The organism is Micromonospora sp. SD19 (genome assembly GCF_054462275.1).
This window is the reverse complement of sequence record NZ_JBTLMN010000002.1, coordinates 715,463-729,074: the sequence shown is the minus strand read 5'-3', so window position 1 is coordinate 729,074 and position 13,612 is coordinate 715,463. Positions and strand designations below refer to the sequence as shown.

The 13,612-nt window shown below is 71.8% G+C and carries 12 protein-coding genes; 8 read left to right on the top strand and 4 right to left on the bottom strand.

Translation table 11 applies throughout. The annotated features are described in order from the left end of the window. The first annotated feature begins 242 nt into the window (after nt 1-242). On the top strand, nt 243-1,502 hold the full coding sequence (locus tag ACX27O_RS10475) for a hypothetical protein (protein WP_358135815.1): 1,260 nt from the start codon (nt 243-245) through the stop codon (nt 1,500-1,502). Between the two features lie 112 nt (nt 1,503-1,614). On the opposite strand, the gene ACX27O_RS10470 is transcribed toward ACX27O_RS10475, so the two are convergent. Together ACX27O_RS10470 and ACX27O_RS10465 are read right to left on the bottom strand one after the other, a co-directional pair. Continuing rightward, complete coding sequence (locus ACX27O_RS10470) at nt 1,615-1,962, bottom strand: histone-like nucleoid-structuring protein Lsr2 (protein WP_030337882.1); 348 nt, start codon at nt 1,960-1,962, stop codon at nt 1,615-1,617. A gap of 145 nt (nt 1,963-2,107) precedes the next feature. After that, entirely contained in the window at nt 2,108-2,716 is a 609-nt protein-coding gene (locus tag ACX27O_RS10465) for a response regulator (RefSeq protein ID WP_458939347.1), read from the bottom strand. A 98-nt stretch (nt 2,717-2,814) separates the two neighbouring features. On the opposite strand from ACX27O_RS10465, the gene ACX27O_RS10460 reads away from it, so the two are divergent. The 5 genes from ACX27O_RS10460 (at nt 2,815) to ACX27O_RS10440 (ending at nt 8,848) form a co-directional block, all read left to right on the top strand. After that, nucleotides 2,815-3,546 carry a sensor histidine kinase gene (locus ACX27O_RS10460; protein ID WP_358128608.1) on the top strand — a complete coding sequence of 244 codons (732 nt, stop codon included), beginning with the start codon at nt 2,815-2,817 and terminating at the stop codon, nt 3,544-3,546. An 83-nt stretch (nt 3,547-3,629) separates the two neighbouring features. Beyond that, nucleotides 3,630-4,499, top strand: coding sequence for a manganese catalase (locus ACX27O_RS10455; protein WP_030337879.1), 870 nt, complete (start codon nt 3,630-3,632; stop codon nt 4,497-4,499). A 137-nt stretch (nt 4,500-4,636) separates the two neighbouring features. After that, nucleotides 4,637-6,967 (top strand): endopeptidase La, encoded by a 2,331-nt coding sequence (lon, locus tag ACX27O_RS10450; RefSeq protein ID WP_458939346.1) that lies wholly within the window; start codon nt 4,637-4,639, stop codon nt 6,965-6,967. 144 nt (nt 6,968-7,111) lie between these two features. Continuing rightward, on the top strand, nt 7,112-7,510 hold the full coding sequence (locus ACX27O_RS10445; RefSeq protein ID WP_247676006.1) for a DoxX family protein: 399 nt from the start codon (nt 7,112-7,114) through the stop codon (nt 7,508-7,510). A 141-nt stretch (nt 7,511-7,651) separates the two neighbouring features. Next, nucleotides 7,652-8,848, top strand: a complete 1,197-nt coding sequence (locus ACX27O_RS10440) for a right-handed parallel beta-helix repeat-containing protein (protein ID WP_210861314.1) — start codon at nt 7,652-7,654, stop codon at nt 8,846-8,848. Between the two features lie 94 nt (nt 8,849-8,942). Here ACX27O_RS10440 and ACX27O_RS10435 read toward each other — a convergent pair whose 3' ends face one another. After that, nucleotides 8,943-10,676, bottom strand: a complete 1,734-nt coding sequence (locus tag ACX27O_RS10435; protein WP_030337875.1) for a DEAD/DEAH box helicase — start codon at nt 10,674-10,676, stop codon at nt 8,943-8,945. Between the two features lie 105 nt (nt 10,677-10,781). Then, the gene (locus tag ACX27O_RS10430; protein ID WP_210860747.1) at nt 10,782-11,696 is read right to left on the bottom strand and encodes a hypothetical protein; all 915 of its coding nucleotides are present in this window, start codon (nt 11,694-11,696) and stop codon (nt 10,782-10,784) included. A gap of 132 nt (nt 11,697-11,828) precedes the next feature. On the opposite strand from ACX27O_RS10430, the gene ACX27O_RS10425 reads away from it, so the two are divergent. Together ACX27O_RS10425 and ACX27O_RS10420 are read left to right on the top strand one after the other, a co-directional pair. Beyond that, nucleotides 11,829-12,983 carry a sensor histidine kinase gene (locus ACX27O_RS10425; RefSeq protein WP_210860749.1) on the top strand — a complete coding sequence of 385 codons (1,155 nt, stop codon included), beginning with the start codon at nt 11,829-11,831 and terminating at the stop codon, nt 12,981-12,983. Beyond that, complete coding sequence (locus ACX27O_RS10420; RefSeq protein ID WP_030337872.1) at nt 12,980-13,585, top strand: response regulator transcription factor; 606 nt, start codon at nt 12,980-12,982, stop codon at nt 13,583-13,585. Before ACX27O_RS10425 ends, ACX27O_RS10420 begins: the two co-directional genes overlap by 4 nt. Nucleotides 13,586-13,612: the final 27 nt, after the last annotated feature.

The window sequence follows — 13,612 nt, the reverse complement described above, 5'->3', positions numbered from 1 at the left end:
CGCGGCAATTTCCTGTGCGTCAGTTGAACCTTCCCGGCACCCGCCCCGTACTCCTGCGCGAATGAACAGGATCTCCCCATCCGCGTCGACCGGCGCGGGAGACGGTGCGGAAAGGGCATCGTCGGCCATCGACGCATTACCGGGTGGGTCACGGTGGGTCCCTGCCGCGGCCGTGCCCCCACACATCCGTCGGTCCGCCGAGGGCAGAAATCCACTACCGGATCGAGAAGGAGAGCAATTCGATGCGCAGGTCCACTCGGGCGCGCCGGCCTTCCGGCAACGCGCGGAGCAAGCGTCTGCTGGCAGTTGTCGGCACGCTCGCGGTCTTCGGCGGAGTTGTCGCCGTGACTCAGATTTCGTCGGCCCAGGACCGGCGGACAAATAAGCCACGTCCGGCCGCCGGGCAGTGTGTGGAGCCGAGCCCGGGCGCGACCGCGCCGACCGGCGCCGGTTCGACCAGCCGAACCTGGCAGAACGGTCGGTGGGTGCGTAATCACTGGGGTGACGGACAGCAGTCGGTCCCCGAGTGTGAGGACGGCAAGGACGGCACGGTGGGCACCGGCACCGCCGTCGCCTGTCCGGATGTGGCGGCCAAACTGCCGCAGGTGCCGAACCGGGCGCGGGCCGAGGTGGACCGCAACCTCGCCCAGTTGCAGACCCAGATCGCCGAGGCGGACCGCCGGCTGGCCGCCGAGGGCAACAAGGGTGAGGCGTTCATCCGCAACGCGATCCTCCAGCCGTTGGCCGGTAAGCGCCGCGCCGTGCTGGACCGGATCACGACCGCCATCGACCGGGTCGGACCCCGGCCGCAGGGCCTGGCCCAGCTCGCCGAGTGTCAGGTGCAGCCCACCGGCAACACCGGCGGCAACAACGGCGGTGGCAGCACCCCCACCACCACGCCCGGCGGCGGCAACAACGGCGGCGGCAACAACGGTGGCGGCACCGAGCCCGGCGCCGGGCTGGGTGTGCTCGCCAACGACTGCGACGAGAGCCGGCTCCAGCCGCACGACGGTTTCCAGAACGGCAACCGCTGCGTGAGCACCGAGTTCGGTGAGGTCGGCGCGGCGGCCAACAACCCGTCGCTGCTGATCACCCAGTTCCCCGAGCAGGTTGGCCAGAACCAGCCCTTCACCCTGCGGGTCAGCACCCGCAACCTGGTGCGGGACCGCTTCCTGGCCGCCGGTCAGGGTGGTTACTACGTGGAGAGCTCGCTGCTCAACGACCAGGGCCTGGTCCGTGGGCACTTCCACACCGCCTGCCGGATGCTGGACAGCCTGACCGCGCCGCCGGAGCCGCAGGAGGTGCCCGCGTTCTTCGTCGCGACCGAGGACGGCCGCGGTGGTGCCCAGCCCGACGAGGTGACGATCCAGATTCCGGGCCTGCCGGAGTCGGGTACCGCCCAGTGCTCCGTCTGGGCCGGTGACGGCTCGCACCGCCTGCCGATGATGGAGCGGGCCAACCAGACCCCCGCCTTCGACTCGGTGCGCATCGACGTCAACTGAGGTAGCAACGATGGCCGGCCACCCCCGGGTGGCCGGCCGTCGCGTCGCAACGGGCGACCCGGACACACGACGGGGCCCCGCCGTGCTGGCGGGGCCCCGTCGTCGCGTCGCGTCAGCGGTTCTTGTACGCCTCGACAACCTCCACCGGGATCCGGCCGCGCTCGGAAATCTTGTAGCCGTTCTTGACGGCCCATTCCCGGATGGCCCGGTTCTGCTCCCGATCCATTCCCGCGCCGGCGGGTCGGCCCGGCCGTCGGACTGAACGGGCGCTCTCCACCGGACCGCGCCCGATCCGCCGACCCGCATTGATGTACGGGTCGAGCGCCTTGCGCAGGACACCGGCATTCTCGTCGGAGACATCGATCGTGTAGGCCACGCCGTCGAGACTGAACTCCACCGTCCGGTCGGCCTTCCCACCGTCGAGGTCGTCGGTCAGGACCGTGATTACTTTTCTCGCCATTGCCGATTACTCCCTGTGTGCGGCGGGATGTGTCCAAAGTCTGACCTATCACCCCGGTAATCCGCAACAATATGCCTTCCATTCATTCGGCGCGTCGCGATTCCGTTACAGAGCAAAACCGTGAATCGGTGCGATCGCCGGGCCTTCATTCCCCGAGGATCCCGGCGTGACCGGCTACTGCGGCAGCCTCGGCCCGGTTCGACACCCGCAACTTCCGCAGCAACGCAGCGGTCATACGTTTCACCGTTCGTTCCGAGACGTGCAGTTCTTCGGCGATGTCGACGGTGCTGCGGCCGGCGGCGATCGCCCGCAGCAGCCGCCGTTCCTCCCCGTCGAGATCGACCGACGGGGAGCGCGTGGGCCGCAGCATGGTGCGCAGCAGTTCGGCCGGCAGCACCGCCCAGCCGTCGAGGATGGCCAGCAGCGGGGGCAGCAGTTCCTCCGGTTCGCTGGTCTTGGGCAGGAAACCCTCGGCGCCGGCCCGCAACGCCTCCACCGCCGATTCGGGGGCGGCGGAGCCGGACATCGCGACCACCCGTACCCGAGGGGTGGTCCGCCGGATCGCCGCCACCGCCCGAATCCCGCCGGGCACGGGCATGTGCAGGTCGACGATGGCCAGGTCGGGGCGGCAGGCGGCGACGAGCGCCGCCGCCGCGGCGGCGTCGCCGGTTGAGGCGACCACCTCGGCGCGGCCGCTGCTGGTGATCGGGAGCAGCAACTCCAGGCCGCGGACGAAAAGGGGGTGATCGTCCACGACAACGAGTCGCAAGGTGGAGCTTCCCGGCATGTCTGGGCCGTTCCCCAGCGGGTACCGATCATGCGGGTTCGCACCGAACGAGGGGAGTCGGGTGGATGCGCGTACGGCACGGTTTGCGGGACCTGCTGCGAGGGTTGCGCCCCATCGCGCCGACACCCGCCGAGCGGCGAGCGGCGGAGGCTGATTCGGAGTTGCTGCTGCGGGTGTTGTGCCACGAGTTCCGGACGCCGGTGAGCACCCTGACCTCGTTGACCCGCGCTCTGGCCGACGAGCGTCGCGAGCTGACCAGTGCCGATCGGCGGGCGATCACCGAGCTGGCCCGCGACCAGGCCGCACACCTGCAGAGTCTGCTGCGCGACGCGACCGCCGGCACCGGCGCGCTGGCGCTGGCCGCGCAGCCGGAGCCGGTCGTCGCGCTGGCGGGCATCCTGCGGGAGGCCGCCGCGTTGGTGCCGGCCGGTCGGCGGCGGGCACGGGCCACCCGGCGGGCCGCCTCCTGCCCGGTGCCGGCCGGACGCACTCGACAGGTGCTGGTCAACCTGGTGCAGAACGCGTTGCGGCACGGGCCGCCCAACGGGCAGGTCGGGCTCTACGCCACGGTGCGCGGTCCCGGCGTGAGCATCCTGGTCACCGACGAGGGCAGGGTCGACGACGCGCTGCTGGTCGCGCTGCGGCGTCCGACGCCGGCCGTCGGGATGTCCGGTCTGGGCCTGTGGATCGCGCGGCAGCTCGTCGCGACCGACGGGGGAGCGCTGCGGGCGCACCGGCTGCGGCCCCGTGGAGTGGCGCTGGAGGTGTTGCTGCCGGTGGCCCGCCCGCTGGGATGACCCGGGCGGGCCACCGGTTGGCCCGCTCGGGTCAGCCCAGCGGGAACGGCCTCGCTACCTGTTTCCGGTACCGAGGAGGTCGGATGTTCAGTCACGTCAAGGATCTGCAGTTCGAGGCCAAACCAGACGGCCCGGACGCGGCTTTCGCCCGTCGGCTGCAGGAGGTGCTGGGCGGCAAGTGGGGCGAGATGACAGTCGCCAACCAGTACCTCTTCCAGGGTTGGAACTGCCGGCTGCCCGGCAAGTACAAGGATCTGTTGCTCGATGTCGGCACCGAGGAGATGGGCCACGTCGAGATGATCGTCACGATGATCACCCGGCTCTTGGACAATGCGCCGCTGTCGCTGACCGAGGGGATCGCGGAGGACCCCGGTGGTGCGGCGACCTACGCCGGCGAGAATCCGGCGCACTTCATCCATGGCGGTGGTGGTGCCCTGCCCGCCGACTCCAACGGGGTGCCCTGGAGCGGCGCGTTCGTCACCGCCAGCGGCAACCTGCTGGCCGACTTCCAGCTCAACGTCACCGCCGAGGCGCAGGGTCGGCTCCAGGTCGCCCGGTTGTTCCACATGACCGACGACCCGGGTGTCAAGCAGATGCTGCGCTTCCTGCTGGCCCGCGACACGATGCACCAGAACATGTGGCTGGCGGCGATCGAGCAGCTCAAGGAGGACGGGCTGGAGGAGATGCCGGTGCCGGAGGCCTTCCCGGACTCGGGCGAGTTCACCGAGGAGTACGGCTACACCTATCTGGGTTTCTCCTCGGGCACCGACGCCGCCCAGGGGCGTTGGGCGTCCGGGCCCTCGCCCGACGGCAAGGGCGAGTTCCGGTACGACGACAACCCGCGGGCGAACGCGCCGGAACCGGTGCTGCCGCCGGGTGACCCCCGCCTGTACGGCACCAATCCGGGGGTGGCCGGCTCGGTGGTGAACACGGTGAAGAGCAAGCTCACCTGAGGTGTCCCGTCGGGTCGCCCACCGGTCCTGGGCGACCCGACGGAACCGGCCGGGGAAGTGGTCTGGGTCACAGATCGGAACAAGGGGAACGCTTTGTTACTTGAGTGAGACACGCTCAACTCAACGCGAGGTGTTCGATGGCAACTCTTCCGGTACTTCCCCTGACCGACGCCGTGCTGCTGCCCGGCATGGTCATCCCGGTGACCCTCGACCCCACCACCCAGGCCGCGATCGACGCGGCGCGGGCGACCGGCGACCGCAAGCTGCTGGCCGTGCCGCGCATCGACGGCGAGTACGGGCCGGTCGGCGTGGTCGCCACCATCGAGAAGGTCGGCCGGCTGCCCGAGGGTGAGCCCGCCGCCGTCATCCGAGGCCTGTCCCGGGCCCGGATCGGGTCCGGCGTGCCCGGCCCCGGCGCCGCCCTCTGGGTCGAGGCGACCGAACTCGACGAACCCGCCTACGCCGGTCGGGCCCGTGAACTCGCCCGCGAGTACCGCGCCCTGGTGACCTCCGTGCTCCAGCAGCGGGGCGCCTGGCAGGTCATCGACGCGGTGGAGCGGATGACCGACCTCTCCGAGCTGGCCGACTCGGCCGGTTACGCGCCCTGGCTGATGCTGGAGCAGAAGACCGAGCTGCTCGCCGCGCCGGACGTCACCGTCCGGCTGGAGCTGCTGGTCGGCTGGGTGAAGGACTACCTGGCCGAGCAGGAGGTCACCGAGCAGATCAACAGTGACGTCCGCGAGGGGCTGGAGAAGTCCCAGCGCGAGTTCCTGCTGCGTCAGCAGCTCGCCGCGATCCGCAAGGAACTGGGCGAGGACGAGCCGGACGGCTCCGCCGACTACCGGTCCCGGGTCGAGTCCGCCGAGCTGCCGGAGAAGGTCCGCGAGGCGGCCATGCGCGAGGTCGGCAAGCTGGAGCGGGCCAGTGACGCCTCCCCGGAGGCGGGCTGGATCCGTACCTGGCTGGACACCGTGCTCGAGATGCCGTGGGGCACCCGTACCGAGGACAACACCGACCTGGCCGCGGCCCGGGCGGTGCTCGACGCCGACCACGCCGGTCTGTCCGACGTGAAGGACCGCATCCTGGAGTACCTGGCGGTGCGCAACCGGCGGGCCGAGCGCAACCTCGGCGTGGTCGGCGGTCGTGGCTCCGGCGCGGTACTCGCCCTCGCCGGCCCTCCCGGGGTCGGCAAGACCAGCCTCGGCGAGTCCGTGGCGCGGGCGCTCGGGCGCAACTTCGTCCGGGTCTCGCTCGGCGGCGTCCGCGACGAGGCGGAGATCCGCGGGCACCGGCGCACCTACGTGGGGGCGCTGCCCGGCCGGATCGTCCGCGCGCTGCGCGAGGCCGGCTCGATGAACCCGGTCGTGCTCCTCGACGAGGTCGACAAGCTGGCCGCCGGCTACGCCGGTGACCCCGCCGCCGCCCTGCTGGAGGTGCTCGACCCGGCCCAGAACCACACCTTCCGGGACCACTACCTGGAGGTCGATCTGGACCTGTCCGACGTGCTCTTCCTGGCCACCGCCAACGTGGTGGACGCCATCCCCGGCCCGCTGCTGGACCGGATGGAGCTGGTCATGCTGGACGGGTACACCGAGGACGAGAAGGTCTCCATCGCCCGCGACCACCTGCTGCCCCGGCAGCGGGAGCGGGCCGGGTTGACCGCCGAGGAGGTGACAGTCGCCGACGAGGCTCTCGCGCTGATCGCGGGGGAGTACACCCGCGAGGCCGGCGTGCGGCAGCTCGAACGGGCCCTGGCCAAGATCCTGCGCAAGGTGACGGTGACCCTGGCGACCGACCCCACGCCGGTACGCGTCGACACCGACAACCTCACCGGCTACCTGGGGCGGCCGAAGTTCACCCCGGAGTCGGCCGAGCGCACCGCGGTGCCGGGCGTGGCCACCGGCCTGGCCGTCACGGGCGCCGGTGGTGACGTGCTCTTCATCGAGGCGACCAGCATGGAGGGCGAGCCGGGGCTGACCCTGACCGGCCAGCTCGGTGACGTGATGAAGGAGTCGGCACACATCGCGCTCTCCTACCTGCGCTCCAACGGGCGGCGGCTCGGCATCGACCCGAACGCCCTCGCGGGACGCCGGATCCACGTCCACTTCCCGGCGGGCGCGGTGCCCAAGGACGGTCCGAGCGCCGGCATCACCATGGTCACGGCCCTGGCGTCGCTGGTCACCGGTCGCCCGGTCCGCCCCGAGTTCGGGATGACCGGTGAGGTGACGCTCTCCGGTCGGGTGCTGCCGATCGGTGGGGTGAAGCAGAAGCTGCTCGCCGCGCACCGGGCCGGTCTCACCGAAGTGATCATCCCGGCGCGCAACGAACCGGACCTGGACGACCTGCCGACCGAGGTGCGCGAGGCGCTGACCGTGCACACCCTGGCCGACGTGGCCGACGTGCTCGCCCTGGCGCTGCGCCCGGCCGACGTGAAGACGCTGGACGGTCCGGCGCTCTTCACGGTCTGACGTACCAAGCGACAGGCCCCCGCCGCTCACGAGACGGCGGGGGCCTGTCGCTGTGCCCGGGTCCCGGAGGACCGTACTGTCGTGCTTGAGACGTCAACTACCTCTCCGCCGTAGGGCGGTCCCCCGGAGGAAACCCCTGTGAACATGGTGCTGTGGATCGTTCAGATCCTGCTCGCTGCCATCTTTGGCGGCATCGGCGTGGTCAAGCTGACCCAACCCAAGGAGAAGCTGCACGAGACGATGGGCTGGACGAAGGCCGCCACGCCGATCCAGGTCAAGGCCATCGGCGCCCTGGAACTGCTGGCCGCCATCGGGCTGCTGCTGCCCGCCCTCACCGGCATCGCCACGGTGCTCACCCCGCTCGCCGCGCTCGGGCTGGTCATCATCATGATCGGCGGCACCGTGGTGCACCTGCACGGGGTGCGGACGGCCACCGTGCCGGAGCGGCGCACGGTGGAGATCCAGGGCATCGTGACGTGCGTGGTGCTGCTCGTCCTCGCCGCGCTTGTGGCCTGGGGCCGCTTCGGGCCGTACCCCCTCTGACCCGCAGCGCCGGCGACCGTCCCACCCGGACGGTCGCCGGCGGCGTTCTCCGCGCTCGTCGGAGCCCGCACCCGTGCCCCCTGCGGGCCGCTGATCGGCTATAGGGTCGGCCTCCGCACAGTGTTCATCACGGGGAGACGCATGGAAGCGAACGCCAACACGCCCGGTGCCCTGCCGCCGACGGTGCCGCACCGGCCGGAACCAGCGGGCCGAGGGCTGGGACGACGGGCCCTGTTCGCCGGCGGAGCCGGCGCTGCGGTCGTGGCGACGCTTGCCACACCGGCCAGAGCCGAGCCGACGACGGTACGGGAGGGCGCGCTCAGCCTGCGTGACCCCCGGGTCGGCTGCCTGCTCGACGGCAGTGACGAGGCGGCGAAGGTCGAGGTCGCGCTGAAGCTGCTGCCGCAGGAGGGTGGGGAGATCTTCCAGCCGGTGGGCCGACTCGGCCTCGGATCGGAGGTCACCTTCCCGACCAGCCTGACCTGGACCGGGGAGAACATCGGCGCGGCGATCATCCAGCCGGCCCCGGGTTACACCGGTCGCCTGGTCTCGTCGGGCATCTACAACCAGATCTCGAACGTGCACTTCTACGGCAAACGCACGTCGGGGGTGCTGCTGACCATCCGTGCCCCTCGGTCGACCTTCCACCACCTGCACTTCAGCAACTCGGGCAGCCACGCCATCGAGTTCGTCGGCACGGCCGAGGCCACCAGCGCCCACGCGAACAAGATCACCGACATCAACGTCGAGGACTGCGTCGGCATCGGCATCTTCGTGAACGCCTGGGCCTACGACAACGAGTTCCTCAATGTCTGGATCGGTGAGTGCGCGACCGGCCTACGACTGCACGACGGTGCCTGCTTCTTCGACAACCTGCACGTCTGGGGATGCGTCGGCAACGGCGTTGAACTGCGGAACAGCGGGCACCGGAACACGTTCCAGAACGTCTACCTCGAGTCGAACGGCACCGGCGGCACCGGGAACGGAGTCGACCTCTGGCAGGTTTGGGGCAACCAGTTCATCGGTGGCCGCCTGTGGCGTAACGCCTCGAACGGCATCGGTGTCTTCTCGTCCGGGCGTACCCGGATCATGGGTCTGGAGATCCACGAGAACGGTGAGAGCGGGATCCGTGGCGGCGACTCCGGCCTGTGCCAGGTGATCGGCAACCAGATCTACTCCGATTCGACGACCACCCGCCGGCAGGACCGGCCGATCGTCACCGTCGGCACGAGCGACAACTGGATCATCAGCAACAACGTGATGCGCGCCTTCGACCACGCGGCGGGCGGTGCCTCGCTGGTCGGCGGCAAGAACGTGGTCACCGGCAACATCGAGTAGAGCCGGTGGGGCGGCGCGGTCACCGCCCCACCGTTCGCACTCCCGTCGCGCGTCGCCGGCGACCGTCGTACCCCGGCGGTCGCCGACGACGCGCTCAGCGCTCGTCGCCGCCGCGGTCCCGGCGTACGGTGGCCTTGCGGCCCTTGATGGTGCTCTGCCGCAACCCGGAGATCACCTCGTCGGCCACCCCCTGCGGCACCTCCACCAGCGAGAACCGGTCGGCGATCTCGATCGAACCGATGTCGCGGCCACGGATGCCGGTCTCCCCGGTGATCGCGCCGACCAGGTCCTGCGGGCGCACCCCGGCCCGTCGGCCCAGACCGACGAAGACCTGGACGGTGTTGCCGCCGCCGGAGCGCGGCCGACCCCCGCCCCGCCGGTCGCCGCCCCGGCCGCCGGACTCCGGACGACCCTCGCGCGGGCCGCGCACCGGAACCTGCGGGATCTCCTCCTCGTCGTCGGAACCCGGCGACGTCACCTCGTGGGCCAGCTTCACCGCGGCGAGGGCGACCTCCATCAGGTCGAACTCGTCGGTCAGCGTCTCCACGATCACCCGGTACGGGTCGAGGTCGTCCTCCAGCAGGCTCTCGCGCAGGGCCGCCTGGGTCAGCTCCAACCGTCGGGTCCGCATGTCCGCCACGGTGGGGATCTTGTCGATGGTGATCCGCTGGCCGGTGACCCGCTCGATGGTCTTGAGCATCCGGTGCTCGCGCGGCTCGGCGAGGGTGATCGCCACGCCCTCGCGGCCGGCCCGACCCACCCGACCGATCCGGTGCACGTACGACTCGGGGGCCGACGGCACGTCGTAGTTGACGACGTGGGTCAGCTGCTCGACGTCCAGCCCCCGGGCCGCCACGTCGGTGGCCACCAGCAGGTCGGCGGTGCCCGCCCGCAGCCGGCCCATGACCCGGTCGCGCTGCTCCTGGCTCATGCCACCGTGCAGCGCCTCGGAGCGGTAACCCCGGCCGTTCATCGTCTCGGTCAGCCGGTCGACCTCTTCGCGGCTGCGGCAGAACACGATCGCCGCGGTCGGGGACTCCACGTCCAACACCCGGCCCAGCGCGGCCGGCTTGTGCGCCCGGGTCACGATGTACGCGCTCTGCCGCACCCGGGGCGCCTCACCGGCGACCGGCTGCTCCCGGCCGATCTCGATCCGGACCGGCTCGCGCAGGTGCTGGCGGGCCATCCCGTCGATGCGCGACGGCATGGTGGCCGAGAAGAGCACCGTCTGACGTTGCGCCGGGGCGTGCTCCAGGATCGCCTCGATGTCCTCGGCGAAACCCATGTCGAGCATCTCGTCGGCCTCGTCGAGCACCACCGTGGCCAACCCACCGAGGCGCAGGGTGCCCCGGGCGATGTGGTCGAGGGCCCGCCCGGGGGTGGCCACCACCACGTCGACGCCGCTGTCCAGTGCCCGCAGCTGGCGCCCGATCGGCTGCCCACCGTAGATCGGCAGCACCCGCGCGCCGAGGTCCTTGCCGTAGCGGTGGAACGCCTCGGAGACCTGCACCGCCAGCTCCCGGGTCGGCACCAGCACCAGCGCCACCGGGTCACCGCCCTGGCGGTGTGCCGCCATGAGGTTCAGCAGCGGCAGCGCGAACGCCGCCGTCTTGCCGGTGCCGGTGGCCGCCTGACCCAGCAGGTCCCGACCTTCCAACAGCGGTGGGATAGCCTCCCGTTGGATGGGGGTCGGCTCCTCGTACCCGAGGGCGGCGAGCGCGCCCAGCAGTTCGGTGCGCAGCCCGAGCTCGGTGAAGGCGCTCACCTCGTCGGTGCCGTCGGGGGTGGCGTCAGTCGGTGCGTCGTGCTGTGCAGGTGCGGAACTCATGCGCCAAGCCTTTCATCACGCCGTCCGGGCCGTTGCGGCGACTGCCACAAGAACTGTCCCCGGGCCCGTGCTGTGCCCGTTCCCCGGTCCCGGCGGCGGCCTCGGTCAGCCGTCCGTGGTCAGGATGGCCAGCACCATCACCGCGGCGAGGGCCACGTCGAGCACCATGCAGAACTCGGTGTAGCCGCGCGGCACGACCCGGGCGCGGCGGTGGTGCGCCAGGTCCCAACCGGCGTGCGCCAACCAACCGAACGCCACCAACCAGGCGGCGGTCCGCCCGCCGACCACGACCGCGGCCAGTGTCACAGCGACCCAGCCGGCCAGACCGGCGAGTTGGGTGGCGAGCACCCCCGGCCCGCCCAGCGTGCCACGGACCGCCCCGATCAGCAGGTAGCCGCCGGGCAGCACCAGCATCGTCCACGGGCTGAGCACGGTCGGGTCGACCCACATGTCAACTGTCATCAGCAGCGCCAACCCGGTCGGCCAGCGGTGGGCGAGCGCCACCACGGCCGGGTGCCGGCGGACCGGCGCCGACGTCTCGTGTCGGTGCCGGACCGCCACCAGCACCATCGCCGGGATCATCAGCAGGTGACCGCCGAGGACCATGGCGTCGGCACCGATCAGGCCGGCCCGGAACGGCACGAGCAGCAGCAGGAACGGGACGTACATCGCGGCTGCCATCTCGCCGACCGCCAGCCAGCGGTGCGCCCGGTAGCGCATCACCACCGTCATCCCGACTGTCATGTTCGTGGCCATCACCAATGCGGCGACCTCCGGCCGGGCCAACGTGCCGCCGACGCCCAGAGCGGTGCCGGCCAGCTCCCACAACGGCGCGAGCAGCAGCATCCCGGCGACCATGGCCAGCGCCATCTCGCCCAGGTGCCACAGCAGTCGCCGCCGGCTGTGGGCCGCTGCCGCGCTGGTCGGCGTCGGGCCCGGAGGCGTCGGGTCGTCGGTGGGCAGCGGCGCTGGTGACGGTACGGCGGTGACGCTGTCCGCGTACATCCTGGTGTTTTCCATGCCTCGACCCTGCCGGTGTCACCGGGGTGGGCGGCAGACCCGTTCGTCACGGGAAAACCGTGCGGATTCCACGGTTCGACAGTGACGATTCGCCGGGGTGGAGCAGGCGCGCGGCGGTTCTAGGATCGGTGCGTGTCGAGCGTGGCGGTAACTCCCCGGGCGGACCGCCGGCTGCGCCGCGCCCGGCAGGCGACGCTGGTGTCGCTGGCCACCGGCGTCTGGGCGAGCGTCCTGCTACCGGCGGTCGGCCTGACCCGCGAGCCCGACCCGGGCCGGGTGGCGCTCGGCGCGGCCGGCATCCTCGCCTTCGTTGTCGCCCAGACCGTCGTGCTGTACACGGCGGTGACGCCGTGGCTCGACCGGCGCTGGCGGCGTCGGGCCGAGCTGAGCCTGGTCGGGGTGGCGGTACTGACCGTTCCGTTGGTGGGTCCGGTGGCGGCCGGCAGCTGGCCGACCTGGGCCTGGCTCGGTGCGGCGCTGATCGGCATGACGCCGCTGCTGGTGCGGTGGCGGGCCGCCCTGGCGGTGACGGCCGGTGTGCTGGCGGTGACGGTCGCGGTGGCCTGGTGCACGGGTGGTTCCGTCCCGCGCCACCTCGGCGTGACCGGTGGGATCGGCGTGGCCGTCGCCGCCGTCAACGGGTTCCAGGTCTGGTTCTGGGACCTGCTCGTGGAGGCCCGGCAGGGCCAGGCCGCGCAGGCTCGGCTGGCCGCGGCCGAGGAGCGGTTGCGCTTCGCCCGCGACGTGCACGACGTGCTGGGGCACCGGCTCACGGTGATCGCGTTGAAGGCCGAACTCGCCGCCCGGCTCGCCCCGGTCGACCCGCAACGGGCCGGGCGGGAGGCCGCCGAGGTGCAACGGTTGGCCGCCTCCGCGCTGAGCGAGGTGCGCGAGACAGTGCACGGCTACCGGGCCGTCGACCTCGACGAACAGCTCACCGCGGTGGTGGGGGTGCTGCGCTCCTGCGGGGTGCGGTGCACGGTGGTGCCGCCACCGACGGACCTGCCGCAACCGGCCGCCGTCGAGTTGGCGGCGGTGCTGCGCGAGGCGAGCACCAACGTGCTGCGGCACAGTCGGGCCGACTGGTGCCGGATCCGCATCGACTGGGAGGATGACGTGGCCAGGATGACAGTGGCCAACGACGGTGCCGACGACAGCGGCCCGGACGCGCACAGCCACGGCCTGCGGGGGCTGGCCGACCGACTCGCCGCCGCCGGGGGAGAGTTGCGGGTACGCCGGGAGGATGCGATCTTCACCCTCGAAGCCACAGTGCCGGCGCGGTCGTGATCCGCGTCCTGCTCGCCGACGACGAGGAGCTGATCCGGGTCGCCGTCGCCGCGCTGCTCGACCTGGAACCGGACGTCGAGGTGGTGGCACACGCCGCCGACGGCCCGGCAGCCGTCAGCGCGGCGCTGGCGCACCGCCCGGACGTGGCGGTGGTGGACCTGGAGATGCCGGGCCTGGACGGCATCGCGGTGGCCGCCGAGCTGACCCGGGTCCGGCCTGACTGCGCGGTGGTCGTGCTGACCGGGCACGGCCGGCCCGGGCACCTGCGCCAGGCGTTGACCGCTGGCGCCCGAGGGTTCCTGCCCAAGGGCGCGCCGGGTGGGGCGCTCGCCGACGTGATCCGCCGAGTGCACGCCGGAGGTCGCTACGTCGACCCGTCGTTGGCCGCCGACGCGCTGACCCTGCCCCCGTGCCCGCTGACCCCACGGGAACTGGAGACCCTGCGGTTGGCCGAGGTCGGCGCCCCGGTCGCGGTGATCGCCCGCCGGGTGCACCTGTCCACCGGCACCGTGCGCAACCACCTCTCCGCCGCCGTGCAGAAGCTCGGCGCTGCCGACCGGGCCGAAGCGGTCCGCACCGCCCGGGACAACGGCTGGCTCTGAGTATCGGCCGGCTGTCAAGATGGGCAA

Bases quoted from the DNA above. Each gene is read 5' to 3' on its own strand.
- ACX27O_RS10460 (WP_358128608.1), top strand. From the start codon at position 2,815: ATGCGCGTACGGCACGGTTTGCGGGACCTGCTGCGAGGGTTGCGCCCC.
- ACX27O_RS10455 (WP_030337879.1), top strand. From the start codon at position 3,630: ATGTTCAGTCACGTCAAGGATCTGCAGTTCGAGGCCAAACCAGACGGC.
- ACX27O_RS10435 (WP_030337875.1), bottom strand. From the start codon at position 10,676: ATGAGTTCCGCACCTGCACAGCACGACGCACCGACTGACGCCACCCCC.
- lon (WP_458939346.1), top strand. From the start codon at position 4,637: ATGGCAACTCTTCCGGTACTTCCCCTGACCGACGCCGTGCTGCTGCCC.
- ACX27O_RS10475 (WP_358135815.1), top strand. From the start codon at position 243: ATGCGCAGGTCCACTCGGGCGCGCCGGCCTTCCGGCAACGCGCGGAGC.
- ACX27O_RS10430 (WP_210860747.1), bottom strand. From the start codon at position 11,696: ATGGAAAACACCAGGATGTACGCGGACAGCGTCACCGCCGTACCGTCA.
- ACX27O_RS10470 (WP_030337882.1), bottom strand. From the start codon at position 1,962: ATGGCGAGAAAAGTAATCACGGTCCTGACCGACGACCTCGACGGTGGG.
- ACX27O_RS10445 (WP_247676006.1), top strand. From the start codon at position 7,112: ATGGTGCTGTGGATCGTTCAGATCCTGCTCGCTGCCATCTTTGGCGGC.
- ACX27O_RS10440 (WP_210861314.1), top strand. From the start codon at position 7,652: ATGGAAGCGAACGCCAACACGCCCGGTGCCCTGCCGCCGACGGTGCCG.